Source organism: Chromobacterium haemolyticum DSM 19808 (genome assembly GCF_000711885.1).
GTDB classification, from domain to species: domain Bacteria; phylum Pseudomonadota; class Gammaproteobacteria; order Burkholderiales; family Chromobacteriaceae; genus Chromobacterium; species Chromobacterium haemolyticum.
Genome location: NZ_JONK01000011.1, coordinates 81,884 through 98,814, shown reverse-complemented (window position 1 = coordinate 98,814; position 16,931 = coordinate 81,884). Strand labels below are relative to the sequence as shown.

The 16,931-nt window shown below is 62.6% G+C and carries 17 protein-coding genes; 9 read left to right on the top strand and 8 right to left on the bottom strand.

Annotated elements, in window-relative coordinates; genetic code table 11:
• Nucleotides 1-27: 27 nt before the first annotated feature.
• The 5 genes from BR71_RS08475 (at nt 28) to BR71_RS08455 (ending at nt 2,904) form a co-directional block, all read left to right on the top strand.
• Nucleotides 28-495, top strand: coding sequence for a Dps family protein (locus BR71_RS08475; RefSeq protein ID WP_019100310.1), 468 nt, complete (start codon nt 28-30; stop codon nt 493-495).
• Nucleotides 496-642: 147 nt separating this feature from the next.
• On the top strand, nt 643-1,503 hold the full coding sequence (locus BR71_RS08470) for an energy transducer TonB (protein ID WP_052370439.1): 861 nt from the start codon (nt 643-645) through the stop codon (nt 1,501-1,503).
• Between the two features lie 20 nt (nt 1,504-1,523).
• Complete coding sequence (locus tag BR71_RS08465) at nt 1,524-1,892, top strand: hypothetical protein (protein ID WP_043635643.1); 369 nt, start codon at nt 1,524-1,526, stop codon at nt 1,890-1,892.
• Nucleotides 1,893-1,949: 57 nt separating this feature from the next.
• Nucleotides 1,950-2,363, top strand: a complete 414-nt coding sequence (locus BR71_RS08460) for an acyl-CoA thioesterase (RefSeq protein WP_043635639.1) — start codon at nt 1,950-1,952, stop codon at nt 2,361-2,363.
• A 55-nt stretch (nt 2,364-2,418) separates the two neighbouring features.
• The gene (locus BR71_RS08455) at nt 2,419-2,904 is read left to right on the top strand and encodes a TlpA family protein disulfide reductase (RefSeq protein ID WP_043635723.1); all 486 of its coding nucleotides are present in this window, start codon (nt 2,419-2,421) and stop codon (nt 2,902-2,904) included.
• Between the two features lie 46 nt (nt 2,905-2,950).
• Here BR71_RS08455 and BR71_RS08450 read toward each other — a convergent pair whose 3' ends face one another.
• The 8 genes from BR71_RS08450 to def all read right to left on the bottom strand — a co-directional run bounded on the left by BR71_RS08450 (nt 2,951) and on the right by def (nt 11,590).
• Nucleotides 2,951-3,706, bottom strand: a complete 756-nt coding sequence (locus BR71_RS08450) for a HesA/MoeB/ThiF family protein (protein WP_043635634.1) — start codon at nt 3,704-3,706, stop codon at nt 2,951-2,953.
• Nucleotides 3,707-3,954: 248 nt separating this feature from the next.
• Nucleotides 3,955-5,223: a sigma-54-dependent transcriptional regulator gene (locus BR71_RS08445; RefSeq protein WP_019100015.1), complete on the bottom strand. Its 1,269-nt coding sequence runs from the start codon at nt 5,221-5,223 to the stop codon at nt 3,955-3,957.
• On the bottom strand, nt 5,223-7,331 hold the full coding sequence (locus BR71_RS08440; protein ID WP_043635631.1) for a sensor histidine kinase: 2,109 nt from the start codon (nt 7,329-7,331) through the stop codon (nt 5,223-5,225). Before BR71_RS08440 ends, BR71_RS08445 begins: the two co-directional genes overlap by 1 nt.
• Entirely contained in the window at nt 7,331-7,927 is a 597-nt protein-coding gene (locus BR71_RS08435; protein WP_043635627.1) for a DUF4390 domain-containing protein, read from the bottom strand. Before BR71_RS08435 ends, BR71_RS08440 begins: the two co-directional genes overlap by 1 nt.
• Nucleotides 7,890-9,140 carry a 16S rRNA (cytosine(967)-C(5))-methyltransferase RsmB gene (gene rsmB, locus BR71_RS08430; protein WP_043635623.1) on the bottom strand — a complete coding sequence of 417 codons (1,251 nt, stop codon included), beginning with the start codon at nt 9,138-9,140 and terminating at the stop codon, nt 7,890-7,892. The genes BR71_RS08435 and rsmB overlap by 38 nt, the downstream gene beginning before the upstream one ends.
• Before the next feature lie 95 nt (nt 9,141-9,235).
• Nucleotides 9,236-10,093, bottom strand: a complete 858-nt coding sequence (htpX, locus tag BR71_RS08425; protein WP_043635619.1) for a zinc metalloprotease HtpX — start codon at nt 10,091-10,093, stop codon at nt 9,236-9,238.
• A gap of 35 nt (nt 10,094-10,128) precedes the next feature.
• On the bottom strand, nt 10,129-11,049 hold the full coding sequence (gene fmt / locus BR71_RS08420; protein ID WP_043635613.1) for a methionyl-tRNA formyltransferase: 921 nt from the start codon (nt 11,047-11,049) through the stop codon (nt 10,129-10,131).
• Nucleotides 11,050-11,086: 37 nt separating this feature from the next.
• Nucleotides 11,087-11,590 (bottom strand): peptide deformylase, encoded by a 504-nt coding sequence (gene def / locus BR71_RS08415; RefSeq protein WP_043635611.1) that lies wholly within the window; start codon nt 11,588-11,590, stop codon nt 11,087-11,089.
• 150 nt (nt 11,591-11,740) lie between these two features.
• Here def and BR71_RS08410 point away from each other — a divergent pair, with 150 nt between their 5' ends.
• The 4 genes from BR71_RS08410 to topA all read left to right on the top strand — a co-directional run bounded on the left by BR71_RS08410 (nt 11,741) and on the right by topA (nt 16,909).
• A complete protein-coding gene (locus BR71_RS08410) occupies nt 11,741-12,775 on the top strand; it encodes a LysM peptidoglycan-binding domain-containing protein (RefSeq protein WP_043635608.1) in 1,035 nt (344 codons plus the stop codon).
• Nucleotides 12,772-13,851 carry a DNA-processing protein DprA gene (gene dprA / locus BR71_RS08405; RefSeq protein ID WP_043635606.1) on the top strand — a complete coding sequence of 360 codons (1,080 nt, stop codon included), beginning with the start codon at nt 12,772-12,774 and terminating at the stop codon, nt 13,849-13,851. Before BR71_RS08410 ends, dprA begins: the two co-directional genes overlap by 4 nt.
• A 34-nt stretch (nt 13,852-13,885) precedes the next feature.
• The gene (locus BR71_RS08400; protein ID WP_043635604.1) at nt 13,886-14,344 is read left to right on the top strand and encodes a Smg family protein; all 459 of its coding nucleotides are present in this window, start codon (nt 13,886-13,888) and stop codon (nt 14,342-14,344) included.
• Between the two features lie 264 nt (nt 14,345-14,608).
• Complete coding sequence (topA, locus tag BR71_RS08395) at nt 14,609-16,909, top strand: type I DNA topoisomerase (RefSeq protein ID WP_043635602.1); 2,301 nt, start codon at nt 14,609-14,611, stop codon at nt 16,907-16,909.
• Nucleotides 16,910-16,931 lie beyond the last annotated feature (22 nt).

The window sequence follows — 16,931 nt, the reverse complement described above, 5'->3', positions numbered from 1 at the left end:
TCTCCCTTCACTTATGAGGATATCGCGATGGATATTGGAATCAACGAACAAGACCGCCAGGAAATCGCTCATGGCTTGTCCCGCCTGCTGGCCGACACTTACACCTTGTATCTGAAAACCCACAACTTCCACTGGAACGTTACCGGGCCGATGTTCAACACCCTGCACCTGATGTTTGAAACCCAGTACAACGAACTGGCTCTGGCAGTGGACGCCGTGGCCGAGCGCATCCGCGCCCTGGGCCACCACGCGCCGGGCAGCTACGCCGACTACGCCAAACTGACTGCGATCCAGGAAGCCGCCGGCGCCCCGCCCAAAGCCGAGGAAATGATCCGCCAACTGGTGGACGGCCATGAAACCGTATGTCGCACCGCGCGCAGCATTTTCGCCGTGGTTGAGCGCGCTTCGGACGAGCCCAGCGCCGACCTGCTGACCCAGCGCCTTCAGGTTCACGAGAAGACCGCATGGATGCTGCGCAGCCTGCTGGAAAAATAATATCCGCAGACCCTGAGGCATCCGCCACGCCGCGCTCAGCGCGGCGTTTTTGCTGGCCGCCGTGCTACACTTTCAGCTGCACTCGGTTCCGCCTGCGGCGACAGCCGCGGCGAACTCCGCTTACCCGGTGAAAGCCAACAGCCATCCATGTCCTCTAGCCCGTCCTCGTCCACGTCCTCCAGCGCCACCATGCTGCCGCTGTGCTTGACGCTGCTCGCCTCGCTGCTGGTCCATGCGCTGCTGTTCAGCCTGGAGATGCGCCCGCGTTCCAGCCCGCCCCCGCCCGCCTCCGCCCAAATCATCAATGTGCAGTTGAACCAGACACCCAGCCGGCTGACGCCCAAAACCCGCCGGCAGGCGGAACAGAACAACCTGGGCGCGGGCAACAGCGCACAGACGGACAAGCTTGCCAGCCATCGCGCTAAGCCAGTCGCCGCCCCTGCCGATCCCGGCACACCCGAACCCGCCGACGCCTCCCCGCGGCAACAAACCATCGCCCGTCCCCCGGAGGCAGGCAAAAAGCCTGCACTGCCGCCCTCTCAATCCGGCACGGTCGGACATGTCAGCGCCGGCAGCCTGCTGGCCCAAGTCGGAGAGATGAGCCGGCAATTGGGCGACAGCGGTCTCGCCGACAACGAACAGGAAAGCGGCGGCAAACAGGGCAAGCTGGCCGAAAGCGCCCGCGGCTACCCCTGGGCCCGTTATCAGGAAGACTGGCGACTCAAAGTGGAGCGCATCGGCAACCTCAACTACCCGGAAGCCGCTCGCCGCCAGAATATTCACGGCGCGGTGACGCTGGAAGTGCTGATCGCCGCCGACGGCGGCCTCCGCGAGGTGCGCGTGCTGCGCAGTTCCGGCTTCGGCGTGCTGGATGAGGCCGCGCGTCGCATCGTGGAACTGGCCGCGCCCTACCCGCCGTTCCCGGCGTCGCTCGCGGAACAATACAGCTCGCAACGCATTCGTCAAAAATTCGTTTTCACTCGCGACAACCAACTATCCAGTCGCTGACACATCATCAAGGAATCTCTATGTACGAAGTCAATCGCAGTATCGCCCTGATCCGCCCCCTCGCCCCCTTCCACACCTGGCTGCAATCATTGCCCGGCGGCTTGGATGAGGAGATCTCGTTGGCGCACCTGGGCCAGGACTGCAACGCCCTGCTGATCCCGGCGGCGGAAGATTACGCCGACGCCCAAGCCTTCGTTTTCGAACGGTATCAACAGCTGTTCCAAGCCGAGCTGGCCGACTGGTGCGAGGATGACTCCCTGTGGCCGGAAGAACTTTCGCTGGAACTGTTCCAACAATGGTTCTCGCTGGAAATCCATTCCATCGTCACCGATCTGGTCGACGAGGCGCTGGAGCGCGAGGCCTTCGTGCCGCTGGAACTGGGCGAATAAGCATACGCGCGCCACGGCGTCGCCGGGCGCCATCACGAGCAAGGGAGAAACACCATCATGCAACACAATACCAAGATCAAAGTGCGCGGCTACCATCTGGACCTATACGGCCACGTCAACAACGCCCGTTATCTGGAGTTTCTGGAAGAGGCGCGCTGGAACTACTTCGAGAGCCGCGGGGATCTCCCCTGGTTCCTGCAGTCCGGCCTGGCGCTGGTAGTCGTCAACATCAATATCGACTACCGCTACCCTGCCACCATGGGCGACGAGCTCGTGATCGAAACCGGAGTCAAGAGCATAGGCACCCGCAGTGCAGTGATGCATCAGCGCGTGAACCTGGCAGGCAACGGCAAACTGGTGGCCGAGGCCGACGTCACCTTCGCCGTGTTTGACGCCAAACAAGGCAAGGCTGTGGCGCTGGACGGCAAGCTGAAGGAACTACTGGAACAAATGCTGGCCGAACAGGCTTGATCGTCATGGCATGAACCATCCGGGCCGCGCCCGGACTTTACCGCAGGACAAGAAAATGAAGAAAGGTCTGCTCGCGCTGCTGGGCGTCGCGCTGGTCGCCGTTGTCGCCTACATGGCGCTGTTTGCCGGCTCGCCGGCGCCCCAGGTCAATTACACCTCGCTCAACGGCCAGGCCGCCAGCACCGAGTCGCTCAAAGGCAAGGTGGTGCTGGTCAATTTCTGGGCCACCAGCTGCCCTGGCTGCGTAGAGGAAATGCCGGAAATCAAGAAGATGCATCAGGAATTCGCCGGCAAGGGCTATGAAACCATCGCGGTGGCGCTGAGCTACGACCCGCCCAATTACGTGAAAAGCTTCGTGGACAAATACCAGCTGCCCTTCTTCGTGGCGCTGGACAGCAACGGCCAGATCGCCAAGGCTTTCGGCGACATCCAATTAGCGCCAACCACGTTCCTGATCGACAAACAGGGCAAGATCATCAAACGCTATGTTGGCGTGATGGACTTCGAGGAGGTGCGCAAGCTGGTACGGCAGCACCTGTGAGCGCGCCCCCCTCAAAAATAAACGCCCCGGTCCGCCGGGGCGTTTCTCATCGCGCGGAGCACACCGTGCAAGCCGGATCCCGCGGCACCTTGATCTGGCGGAACTCTCCGCTCAGCCCGTCATACAGGGTCAACCGCCCCAAATGCGGCGCGATGCCCGCCAAAAGCTTGACCGCTTCCACCGCCTGCAGGCTTCCTATCACCCCAACCAATGGCGACAACACGCCAAAAGTCGCACATGGCCCGTCGCCGGCCTCCCCCTCGTCCGGAAACAGGCAGTGATAGCAAGGCGACGCCGCGTCGCGTGGATCGAACACCGCCAGTTGACCGGCGAAACGCACCGCCGCGCCCGACACCAGCGGCGTGCCGGCTGCCACACAGGCGCGGTTCACCGCATGCCGGGTGGTGAAATTGTCGCTGCAGTCCAGCACCAGGTCATGACCGGCCGCCAGCTCATCCAAAGCCGCTTGGTCCAGCCGCCGCGCCAGAGGCCGCGCGTCCACCTCGGGATTGATGCGGCGCATCCGCTCGGCGGCGGACTCCGCTTTCAAACGCCCCAGGCTGTCGCTGTCATGAACAATCTGACGCTGCAGATTGGACAGCTCGACCACGTCGTCGTCGGCGATGCTGATCTGTCCTACTCCGGCGCTGGCCAGATAAAGCGCCACCGGCGAGCCCAGACCGCCTGCGCCGACGATAAGCACCCGCGCCCGGCTCAGCCGCTGTTGGCCGACAATGTCGATCTCCGGCAGCAGAATGTGCCGGCTATAGCGCAAAAGCGCCTCATCGTTGAGTTCAATCATGATTGCTAGCCTAATCCGAACAACGCCGTTGCGCCATCGCCCAAAAGCATAAGGCCAGCCGGGATACGGCTGGCCTTATAAACTGTTTTCGATCTGCTACGCGTCAGCGGAATTGTGTTTGGACTAGAGCAACATTCGAAATGTTCATGTACCACATGTACATTTCGCTTTCTAAGCCTCAACGCCTTGGCTCGCCTTAGCTCGCGAGATCGTAAACACGTTCTTATGCGTCAAACAGCAAAGCGGACTTATTCTTCCACCGTCTTGCGGGCGAACTTGATGCCCAACTGCTTGAGCTTGCGATACAGATGGGTGCGTTCCAGGCCGACCTTCTGCGCCACCCGGCTCATATTGCCGTTCTCCAGCGAGATATGGTATTCGAAGTAACGGCGCTCCAACTGTTCGCGCAACTCGCGCAGCGGCATGTTGAAATCGAAACCGGACTCCTCCACCGGCTTCTCATGACGGAACTGAGCCAGCACCTTGTTGACTTCGCCCGCGTCCACTTCGTCCGACTCGGAAGTCAGCGCCAGGCTCTTGATGATGCTGCGCAACTGCTCAAGGTTGCCAGGCCAGTCGTACTGGCGCAGCGCGTTGAGCGCGGCCGTGGTCAGCTTGCGCGCCGGGACCTGCTTGGACTCCACCAACTCGGTCAGAATCTGCTCGGCGATGAAGATGATGTCTTCGGAGTGCTCGCGCAGCGGCGGAATCGGCACGATCACGCTGGACAAGGCCGTCAGCAACCGGTTGTCGCACTCGGGATCCACCAGCAATTCCTGCAGCGGACGGCTGCAAGAGCACAGCAGCCTCACATTGAAGCGGTCCAGCTTGGACAGCAAGAACAGCAGGCCTTGCTGCACGCGACGGCCGTACTGGCCAATCTCCGGCAGGAACAGCACGCCGTTATTGGCCTTTTGCAGCAGCTCCAGCGGAGCGTCCGCCAATTGCTCCTGCTTGGCCGGCGTCACCCACGGGGTATTGCCCTGATGGAAGAAGCGCGCCACCAGTTCGAAGCCGGAACCGGGCTCGCCGGTCAGCAACACCGGCGACTTGACCTTGGCCACGCGCTCCAATTGCCGCTTCAGTTCCTGGATCGGCTCGCTGCGGCCCAGCTTGTCCAGGTTCAGCGAGGTGTTGGCCTGCATGTCGCCGTACTTCAGCGCTCGCTGTACGGTGGTCAGCAGCTTTTGCAGCGCAATCGGCTTCTCGAGGAAGTCGAAAGCGCCGATGCGAGTCGCCTCCACCGCGGTGTCTATGCTGGCGTGACCGGACATCATCACCACCGGCATGTTCAGCTGACCGGACTTGGCCCATTCCTTGAGCAAAGTCACGCCGTCGCAATCCGGCATCCAAATGTCCAGCAACACCAACGCTGGACGCGTCTGGTTGCGCAACTGTCTGGCTACCTCGGCGTTTTCCGCCAGCGCGACGGTGTACCCCTCATCCTGCAGTATCTCGGAGAGCAATTCACGGATACCGATCTCGTCGTCAACAATCAAAATATCGCTGCTACGCATTAGGCCTCCAGCAATGGCAGGGAGAGAAGGATGCGCGCGCCGTTTGGTTCGAGGTTACCCACTTTGATCTGCCCGTGATGGTCTTCAAGAATCTTCTTGACCACCGCCAGGCCAAGACCGGTACCTTTGGTCTTGCTGGTCACATAGGGTTCGAACACGCGTTGCAGGATCTCCGGAGCAAAGCCCGGACCATTATCCTCCACGCAAACGAGCGCATTGCCTTCTTCTTTTCGGCTGCTAATTTGAATCATCGGGATGTCAACGTCAAGGACCGCATCTTGCGCGTTCTGAATCAGGTTATGTAAAACCTGCCGCAACAATGCCGCATCCGCCATGATCATCAACGGCCTTTCATCAAGCGCCATCTTAACAGCAGAGTTGGATTCGTAAAGAGCCATCACCTCCCGCACCACTTGATTCAGGTCCAATTCGGTCAACTTGGTGCGCGGCGCGCGCGCGTAATCGCGAAACGCGTCCACCATCGCCTTGAGCGCGCCCACCTGTTTGATGATGGTGTCCGTGGAGCGGCGCAGCATGTCGGCGTCGCCTCCCGCCAGCTTGTCCTGCAGCTTCATCGCCAGGCGTTCGGCCGACAGTTGGATCGGCGTCAGCGGGTTGCGGATCTCGTGCGCCAGCCGCTTGGCCACCTCGCCCCAAGCCGCGTCGCGCTGGGCGCGCGCCAGTTCCGTGATGTCGTCGAACACCACCACGTAACCCACCGCGGACGCTTCCGGCAGATGGGCGCCCCGCACCAGCAAGGTGCGCTCGCCCTGGACCGTCAAATAGTTGAGCTGAGTTTTCCAGTCGCTGTCGCTGTTCTTGGACGCGTACTCCAGCACACACTCCACCAACGGCGCAACCGCCGGAATCGACGTGGCCCAGTGCGGGAAGTCCTGGTCGGATACTTCGGCGAAATCCACGCCCAGAATGCGAGAAGCGCTGGTATTGGCGGCGCGCAGCTGCCAATCGGCGCCGAAGGCGATCACCCCGGCGCTCAGGTTGGCCAGAATGCTTTCCAGATAAAGTTTGCTGCTTTCCAGTTCGCTGCGGCTGAGGTCCGCGGCGAGACGCGCGTCCTCCAGCTGCTGAGTCATCCGGTTGAACAAGGTGGTCAGCATGCCCAGTTCGTCGCGCCGATACACTGGGTGACGTTTGGAAAAGTCGCCCTGCGCCACTGCCCGGGTGCCGGCGGCCAACTCGGACAAGGGAGCTGAAAGTCGCTCGGACAGGAATAAGGCGAAGGCCAGCGCCGCGGTCAGCGCCAACAGCGCGGACAAGGCCAGGGTCAGCATGTAGAAGATGGTCAGCCCTTCGCGGCCCAACAATAGCTGGCGATATTCCGCCCGCGCGGTCTCGATCTGCTCCGCGTCCTGGGCAATGCGTCCGGGCGCGGATTGCAGGGCTTGCAACACACGCTGCTGGCTGTCCAGATTGCGGTAAATCAGCAGCGACTTCAGCACCAGGCCGCTGCCGCCGTCGTTCTCGAAACTGTCCAGCGTCTGGCGCGGTTTGAGCTTGCCTATGCTCTCGCGCGACAGCGAAGGAGGCACTCGCTCGCTGAGCCCGCCGGCGAAGGCCAGCAACTGACCGCTGCGGGTATAGACAGCAAGTTCCCGCAATCCCAATTGCTCGCGCAAGCGCTCCAACCGCGCCGGCAATAGGCTTTCAGGCAAGGATTCGATATCGTCCTGAACCGAACGCGCGCGGCGGCCTAGATCCTCCTGCACATACTGCAGCGAATTGCGCGCCAGGCCCAGGCTGCGCTCCAGCGCCGACTCGACTCGGACGTCGAACCAGCTTTCGATGCTGCGGGTCAGGAACTGGGCGGAAACGGTGAACACCAGGATGCCCGGCACCAAGGCCACCACCGCAAACATCATCACCAGCTTTTGGGTCAGCTTGGCGCCGAACACCCGTTGCCGCACCCGCTGACGCAACCGCAGCAACTGGCGGGCCACCACGCCCAGCAGCGTGGCGAGCAAGAGGCCGTTCAGGCCGAACACCCACCAGTAGTATTCGTTGAGTTTGGATGCGTTACCGGTGGCCAAGGCCAGCAGATAAAGCAGGATGGCGCCCAGCGTCGCCAGCGCGACCCCAGCGTAGCGCATCAGCCACCATCCTTTACGTCCAGCTTGATCCAGTCGGACGACAGCGACCAATCCGCCGAGCCCAGCGCGTTCAGTTGGAATGGTTTGGGAAGCTCGCCGATGTCCAGCAATAGCCGCACCTGGCCGGCAACGCGCCCCGGGGCCCGCGGGTCCAAGGTGCCGGAGTTGAGAACTCGCCACCCCTGGATCGCGCCCACCGCGCCCAGCGCCTCGCGCAGGGTGGGATAATAATTGGAGAGGCCGCCGATGGTGACGCGATAGCGATTGGTCAGCGACTGATAGGACAGCTTGAAGCCGAGTTGGGCGTGCGGATCGAACCACTCGCTGAAATTCAGATAGTAAGCGGTCAGCCGCGGCTTGGTCAGTTGGAACTCCAGCCGAAACGGCAACACCACGCCCTGCTCCAGCGCATCGCTGAGGCTGGGCGTCAGCCGCGTTTGAAAACGGGTGCTGACAGACAGCTGGCCGTCCGTCGTCACCTCTGCTTCAGCGCGACGCGAGCCTATGGTCTCTGCCTGCGCCGCCATGGCGAGGCCGGCCAGCAAGCACAGCAGCAGGCTAACGTTTTTCAAGCAACGCGTAATAAAAGCCGTCATGACGCTCACAAGGAAGCAACTGCTCCTGTCTCAGGCACGCGGCATCCGCATGGCGTTTCAGAAAGGAGTCTAGCTGTTGCTGATTCTCTTCAGGGAAAATGGAGCACGTAGCGTAAAGCATTTTGCCGCCGGAGGCGAGCAAAGGCCACAGCGCGTCGGCCATCGCAGCTTGCTGCACGCCCAGCGCGGCGAAATCGCCCGGGCGGCGCAGCCATTTGATGTCCGGATGACGGCGCACCACGCCGCTGGCGGAGCAAGGCACGTCGGCGAGGATGCGGTCGAAGGGCTGGCCGTCCCACCAGCTCGCCGGCTGGCCGGCGTCGGCCACATGCAGCCGCGCGGTGGCGCCAATGCGCTCCAGATTGTCCGCCACGCGCTGCAAGCGCTGCTCGTCGATGTCCAGCGCAGTGACTTCGACATTGGCGCTCTCCAGGATATGGCCAGTCTTGCCGCCGGGCGCCGCGCAGGCGTCCAGCACCCGCTGGCCGGCGCTCAGATCCAGCCAATGCGCCGCCTGCTGCGCGCCCCAGTCCTGCACCGACACTTCGCCGTCGGCGAAGCCGGGCAGCTCGCGTACATTCACCGGACGCGCCAGCTTGATTGAACCGCCGTCCAGCGCCTCGCCATCCAGCCCGGCGGCTTGCAGCCGCTCCAGATAGGCCGCGGCGTCGCCATGGCGGCGATTGACGCGCAAAGTCATCGGCGGATGGCCGTTGTCGGCGTCCAGAATGGCTTGCCAGGCATCGGGATAAGCGCGCTGCAAACCCTTGATCCACCACAACGGGTGGTTGAAGCTGGCTTCGATGTCTCTTTCCGCCGCGCGCTCCAAGGCCGCGCGCTGCCGCAGGAAGTTGCGCAGCACGCCGTTGACCAGCCCCTTGAAATTGCCCTTGGCCAGCCGGCTGGCCAGGGTCACCGCCTCGTTCACCACGGCGTACTCAGCGGCGCGGGTGTGCAGCAATTGATAGAAAGCCACAATCAACACTCGCTCCAACACCGGCTCAGGCAAGGGCTTGGCCACCAACTGGCGCAGATAAAAACGCAGCCGCGCCAAATGGCGCAGGCTGCCATAGGTCAAATCCTGCAAAGCGCCGCGCTCGGACGGCGTCAACTCCGGCGCCTTGCGTTGAGCTTCGGCCAGCGCCTCGGTCAGGTTGGTTCCGGATTCGACGCGCAACAGAATATTGGCGGCCAATTGCTGAATATGATGCATGGGTGCTTTCTATCAAACCATAACAAACAGGCCAATGCCGGACGGCATTGGCCTTGGGCGATCCAGACGGCGCGGCGGCCGCCGACGCTCTTCAATTAATATACGCCGCGCGCCATCGCTTGCAGCCGTTCTATGCGGTCCGCGGTTTGCGGATGGGTGCGGAACAGATCGCCCATTCCGCCGCCGCCGGACAGCGGGTTGATGATCATCATCTGCGCCGTTTCCGGATGCGCCTCGGCGGTGGGCATCACGATGCCCTGAGCGTAGTATTCGATCTTCTGCAAGGCGGAAGCCAAAGCCAGCGGATCGCCGGAAATCTCGGCGCCGCCGCGGTCGGCTTCAAATTCGCGCGCGCGAGAAATCGCCATCTGGATCAGGCTGGCGGCCAACGGCGCCAACAGGGCGATGGCCAAACGCGGCAACAAACCCACTGGCTGACCGTTCTCATCGCGGCCGCCAAAGAACATGGCGAAGTTGGCCAGCGCGGAAATCGCGCCGGCCATGGTGGCGGAAATGGTGGAGATCAAGGTGTCGCGGTGCTGGACGTGGGCCAGCTCGTGCGCCATCACCCCGCGCAGCTCGCGATAGTCCAGCATGCGCATGATGCCGCTGGTGGCGGCCACCGCCGCGTGCTCGGGACTGCGGCCGGTGGCGAAGGCGTTGGGCTGCTCTTCATGGATCACATAGACGCGCGGCATAGGCAGGCCGGCGCGCTGCGCCAGTTCCGCCACCATGCCGTAGAACTCCGGCGCGCTCTGGGCGTCCACCTCCTGCGCGTTGTACATGCGCAGCACCATCTGGTCGGAATTCCACCAGGCGAACACATTCATAGCCCCGCCAAACAACAGCGCCAGAATCATGCCGCTCTTGCCGCCTATCATGCCGCCGATCACGGCGAACAAGGCCAGAATCGCCGCCATCAGCAAGGTGGTCTTGAACCAGTTGTCCGTCATCCCCCTACCCTTTCATCTCGCTTCAGTCGATCCGATCACACACCCAAACGCGTGCCCGTCAGTTGGCTTCTGCCCGCAACGAAGTCACGCGCGGCCAAGCGCTTGCCGCCAGCCGCCTGCAACACCGTCAGCCGCACCAGGCCGGAACCGCAGCCCACCAACACGCCGTCCGCATCCGCGGCGATGACCAGGCCGGGCTCGGCTTGGCCGGCTTCCGCGACGGCCATCCACAGTTTCAGCGCCTCGCCGGCCAGCAGCGTATGCGCGCCGGGGGCAGGATTGTAGGCGCGGATGGCCCGAGCGACATCTTCCGCCGGCAGGTTCCAGTCCACCAGAGCCTCTGCTTTGCTCAGCTTCTGCGCGTAAGTGACCCCCGCCTCCGGCTGCTTGACCGGCCGAATCGTCTCCAACCCGGCCAGCGTGGACACGATGGCGCGCGCGCCCTCCGCGGCCAGCTTATCGTGCAACGTGGCGGCGGTCTCGTCGGCGGCAATGGCCACCGGATGGATGGACAGCATATCGCCGGTGTCCAGGCCCACATCCATCTGCATGATGGTAATGCCGGTTTCGGCGTCGCCCGCCAAGATGGCGCGCTGGATGGGCGCCGCGCCGCGCCAGCGCGGCAGCAAGGAGGCGTGGATGTTCAAACAGCCGCGCGCGGGAATGTCCAACACCGCCTGCGGCAGGATCAGCCCGTAAGCGGCCACCACCATCAGGTCGGCACCGATGCCGCGCAGCATCTGCTGCGCTTCGTCATTGCGCAAGGAAGCCGGCTGCTCCACGCGCAGACCGTGCTCCAGCGCGACTTCCTTGACCGGGCTGGGCTTCAATTTCATGCCGCGGCCTGCCGGACGGTCCGGCTGGGTCAGCACCAGGGCGATTTCATGGCCGGCGGCGATCAACTCGCGCAGCGCGGCGGCGGCAAACTCCGGCGTACCGGCAAAAATCAATTTCATTCAAACCATTCCGGACAGGGCGCCCACGGCGCCGCCGTCACATATTCTGTTTTTCACGCTTTTTCAGCTTGGTCTTGATGCGGGTCTGCTTCATCTGCGACAGGTATTCGACAAACACCTTGCCGTCCAGATGGTCGATCTCGTGCTGGATGCAGATCGCCAGCAGGCCGTCGGCTTCCAGTTCGAACGGTTTGCCGTCGCGGTCCAGCGCGCGCACCTTGACGTGCTCGGCGCGGGTCACTTTGTCGTAAATGCCAGGCACGGACAAGCAGCCCTCTTCATACACCGTCTCGCCGTCCTTGCTCAGGATTTCCGGGTTGATGAACACGCGGCGTTCGTTTCTTTCCTCGGAAATATCCATCACCACCAGACGGTGGTGGAAATCGACCTGAGTCGCGGCCAAGCCGATGCCTTTGGCTTCGTACATGGTCTCGAACATATTGTCGATCTGCGTCTGCAAGGCCTCGTCGAAGACCTCCACCGGCTTGGCCACGGTGTGCAGCCGTTCATCCGGGTAATGCAAAATATTCAACAATGCCATCGGATTTAATGACTCCCCATCGTTTCAATCACTCATCAAGTTGTCGTATCGCAATCGGCACGCCGATAATAGACATGTTCGAAACGCGATTCGTTGCATGCGGGCCACCCCCCGCAGGTGTCCGTCCACCTTCATATTGGGGCATTTCCCATGCGTAAAAGCATTATATCCTTCGCCTTGGCCCTCGGGCTCGCCGTGCCCGGTTTCGCTGCTGGCCTGCAACTGAAAGCGGATGCGCCCAGCCGCTACACTGTGAAGCGCGGCGACACGCTGTGGAGCATTTCCGGGCGCTACCTGAACAGCCCCTGGAAATGGCCCCGCCTGTGGCGGATGAACCAAGGCGAAATCAAGAACCCGCACTGGATCTACCCGGGCGACGTATTGGCGCTGGACTATGTGGACGGCCAGCCGCGGCTGTCGCTGGCGCGCGGAGCTCAGCGCGAAGTCAAACTGTCGCCGCAGGCCCGTGTCGAGATGCTGGACCAGGCGGTGGCCAGCATTCCCGCCTCGGCCATCGAGCCCTTCCTCAAACGGCCGCTAGTGGTGGACATGACGCAGTTCCTGCAATCGCCCAAGCTGATTGCCGGGCCGGAAGACCATCTCACCCTCGCCACCGGAGACCGGGTTTACGCCACCGGAGTCAATGAGGCCGGCACCTGGCAAGCTTACCGGCTGGGCAAACCCCTGCTGGATCCGGACACCAAGAAAGTGCTGGGCGTAGAGGCAACCTACAGCGGCGACCTGACCGCCGACAAGCCCCAAGGCGAAGTTCAGACTCTGAAAGTCAGAAGCGTCAGCGAAGAAATCCTGGTGGGCGACCACCTGATGCGGGCTCCGCTGCAAAGCTTCAACAACTACGCTCCGCACCCCGCCGACTCTCATCTGAGCGGCAAGGTGGTCTCGGTCTACAACGGTGTGGACGGCGCGGCGCAATACTCCACTATTGTACTCAATCTGGGCCAGTCGCAGGGCGTCGAAAACGGCCACGTGTTCGGTCTGTTCAAAAAAGGACGCCCGCTGGAAATCAAGGACGAGCAGGGCAAGCGCACCGTGACGTTGCCCGCGGAACGATCCGGCAACGCCTTTGTTTACCGCGTATTCGATAAAGTCTCCTACGCGCTGGTGCTGGACAGCCGCGGTCCGATCTACGTGGGCGACGGCGTGGCCAGCCCCGAGCAAGAATGAAAACTCCGCCGCACAACTGGCTGCTGCTGGCGCTGACCCCCGGCATCGGCCCGGCCGGCTTTCTCCGGCTGATCGACGCCTTCGGCGGCGCGGACGCCGCCCTGAATGCGAATAGCCGCCAAACGGAGCCCTTGATCGGCAAAGAAGCGGCCGACGCCCTGCAGCGCCGCGAGGCCGCCGCCTCCGCCGAAGCGGCGCTGGAGTGGGCGCAGACGCCGGGCTGCCAGTTGGTGTCGCTGCTGGACGACGACTACCCGCCGCAACTGGCCGAATCCAACGCGCCGCCGCCGCTGCTGTTTGCCCGCGGGAGGCGCGAACTACTGGCCGAACCCATGCTCGCCATCGTGGGCAGCCGCGCCGCCACCCCGCAGGGCAAGCAGAACGCGGAGAGCTTCTCCCGCGACTTGGCGGAACACGGCTATTGCATCGTCAGCGGCCTGGCCAGCGGCATCGACGCCGCGGCTCATCACGGCGCGCTCGGGCAGCCGTCCGCCACGGTCGCCGTGGTCGGCACCGGCATAGACCGCGTCTATCCAGCCAGCAACCGCCAGTTGGCGCACCGCATCGCCGAAGAAGGATTGATCCTGTCCGAGTTCGCGCTGGGCATGGGGCCGCTGGCCGCTCATTTTCCGCGCCGCAACCGCATCATCGCCGGCCTCAGCCGCGGCTGCCTGGTGGCGGAGGCCAATACCGGATCCGGCTCGCTGATCACCGCGCGGCTGGCGATGGAGAACAATCGAGAGGTGATGGCCATACCCGGATCCATCCACAACCCCCAGTCTCGCGGCTGTCACCGGCTGATCAAGGACGGCGCCAAGCTGGTGGAAACCGTGGACGACGTACTGGACGAAGTCGGCAGGCTGCAACGCAAACGCCCCCGCGCCAAACCGGCGGCCCCCGTCGCGGAATCGCCGCTGCTTGAAGCCATGGGATTTGACCCCATCAGTATGGATGCGCTTTCGACCACGCTCGGGTTGACTGTGGGGGAGCTTTACGCGATGCTGCTCGAACTTGAGCTGGCCGGCCTGGTGGCCAGCCATCCCGGCGGGCTTTTTCAGCGCCTGACCCCGGGCTGAACCGCGCTAACCCGCACTTTAAGAAGATAGATTGATGTTTGACGTACTCGCCTTCCTGTTTGAACAATTCCGCGATCCGGACGCTTTTGGCGACCGCGGCGCGCTGATGCGCCAATTGGAGGCCGCCGGTTTCGAGGACGAGGAGATCAACGACGCGCTGGATTGGCTGGATGGCATCAGCGGCTTGGACGACAGCGTTTACGTCGGCGCCAACGAAGCCAGCGGCATGCGCGTTTACGCCGAAGACGAACTGGAACATCTGCCCGCCGACGTGCGCGGCCTGCTTCAGTTTCTTGAGGACCACGGCGCCTTGACTCCCGCGCAGCGCGAAATGGTCATCGACCGCCTGATGGAACTGCACGGCGACGACATCAACGTCGGCAGCGCCAAGCTGGTGGCCTTGATGGTGTTGTGGGCGCAACAGGCGGAACTGCCCATTTTGCTGGGCGAGGCACTGTTGGATGCCGTGCATGGCGAACCCACCATGCAATGACTTGTCAGCCTCATGTAGCGGGCTTAACATGCCGCCCTTGGACGCCGATGCCGGCGCCCAATCCAAGAGCGCTCTTGCGCTCTTGTTTTATTTGACGAATATATTTTCTGTCGGCGCGAAACTTTAGGATGAAGCCTTCATCCCCTTGTCGACGGGAACGCAGCAGCCCACGCACGGGCCGGGCGCCCTTCTGCCGCTCCGCAGAAGCGCCCGGTCCGGACGGACCGGCCGGCACGCCGGCGATTGCACATACGAAAAGATAATATGCCCACCAGTCTCTTGATCGTCGAATCGCCCTCCAAGGCGAAAACGCTAAAGAAATATCTAGGCTCGGACTTTGAAGTCCTGGCCTCCTACGGCCATGTGCGCGACCTGGTGCCCAAGAACGGCGCAGTGGACCCTGAAAAAGGGTTCGCGATGAAATACCAGTTGATCGCGCGCAACAGCAAGCATGTCGACGCCATCGTCAAAGCCGTGGGCGACGCCGAGCACATCTACCTGGCAACTGACCCGGACCGCGAAGGCGAGGCCATTTCCTGGCATCTGGTGCAGATCCTCAACAGCAAGAAGCTGCTGAAAAACAAAACCGCTCAGCGCGTGGTGTTCCACGAAATCACCAAGAACGCGGTACTGGAAGCAATCCAGAATCCGCGCGAGATCGCGCAAAACCTGGTGGACGCGCAGCAAACCCGCCGCGCGCTGGACTACCTGGTGGGCTTCAACCTGTCGCCGCTGCTGTGGAAGAAAATCCGCCGCGGCCTGTCCGCCGGCCGAGTGCAGAGCCCGGCTTTGCGGCTGATCTGCGAGCGCGAGAACGAAATCCGCGCCTTCGTCGAGCAGGAATACTGGTCGGTGCATCTGGACAGCCACAAGGGCCGCACCAAGTTCGGCGCCAAGCTGACCACGATGGCCGGCAAGAAGCTGGAACAGTTCGACATCCCCAACGAAGCCGAACAGGCCAGCATCCTGACGAGGCTGGAAGGCCACCCGGCGGTGGTCAGCAGCATCGAGAAGAAAAAGAAATCGCGCAGCCCGGCCGCGCCGTTCACCACCTCCACGCTGCAACAGGAAGCCGTGCGCAAGCTGGGGATGACCACCGACCGCACCATGCGCACCGCGCAACAGCTGTACGAGGGCATTGATATCGGCCAGGGCACCGTCGGCCTGATCACCTATATGCGTACCGACTCGGTGGCGCTGGCGAACGAGGCGGTGGAGGAAATCCGCGGCTATATCGGCCTTAAATTCGACGGAGATTATCTGCCGAAGAACCCGGTGGCCTATAAGAACAAGTCCAAGAACGCCCAGGAAGCGCACGAGGCAATCCGCCCCACGTCCATCCTGCGCACCCCGGACATGGTCAAGCCCTTCCTGACCTCGGATCAGTTCAAGCTGTACGACATGGTCTGGAAACGGACGCTGGCCTGCCAGATGGCGCCAGCCAAGTTCGACACCACCAGCATCGACATCGCCGTCGGCGAAGGCGTCTTCCGCGCCACCGGCCAGGTTCAGACCTTCGCCGGCTTCCTCGCCGTGTATGAAGAAGACGTCGACGACGCCGAGGACGAGGACAACGCCAAGCTGCCGCTGCTGGAAGAGGGCGAGACCCTGCCTGTGGACAAGCTGTACGGCACCCAGCACTTCACCCAGCCGCCGCCCCGCTACTCCGAAGCCTCGCTGGTGAAGGCCCTGGAAGAATTCGGCATCGGCCGTCCGTCCACCTACGCCAGCATTATCTCGACGCTGAAGGACCGCGAATACGTGGTGCTGGACAAGAAGCGCTTCCTGCCCACCGATACCGGCGACATCGTCAACAAATTCCTGACCGAGCACTTCGCGCAATACGTGGACTACAACTTCACCGCCAAGCTGGAAAACCAGCTGGATGAAGTGGCCAACGGCCAGCGCGAGTGGGTGCCGGTGATGGACAGCTTCTGGAAAAACTTCTCCAAGCAGATTGCCGAGAAGGAAAGCATTTCCCGCGCCGAAGTCACGACCGAGAGCCTGGACGAAGCCTGTCCAAAATGCAGCAAGCCGCTGTCCATCAAATTCGGCAAACGCGGCCGCTTCATCGCCTGTACCGGCTACCCGGACTGCGATTACACCCGCAATATGGGTGAAACCGCCGAGCAGGCTGCGGAGGAAGCGGAAGCGCCGACGGTGATCGAGGGCCGCAGCTGCCCGGAATGCGGCGGCGAACTGCACATCAAGAAGGGCCGCTACGGCAAGTTCATCGGATGCGCCAACTATCCGAAGTGCAAGCACATCGAACCGCTGGAAAAGCCTCGCGAAACCGGCGTGGAGTGCCCGGAATGCAAGGCTGGCCAGCTGATCGAACGCAAGAGCCGCTACGGCAAGCTCTTCTACAGCTGCAATACCTATCCCAAGTGCAAATACGCCACCTGGAACCCGCCGGTGGCCGAGCCCTGCCCGAAATGCAATTGGCCCATCCTGACCATCAAGACCACCAAGCGCCGCGGCACTGAAAAAGTCTGCCCGCAGAAGGAGTGTGGTTACAGCGAGGTGATCGCACCGCCGGAAGGCAAGGAAGCCGAGCCGGCTTAAGGCCTCCACGTACGAAAACAGC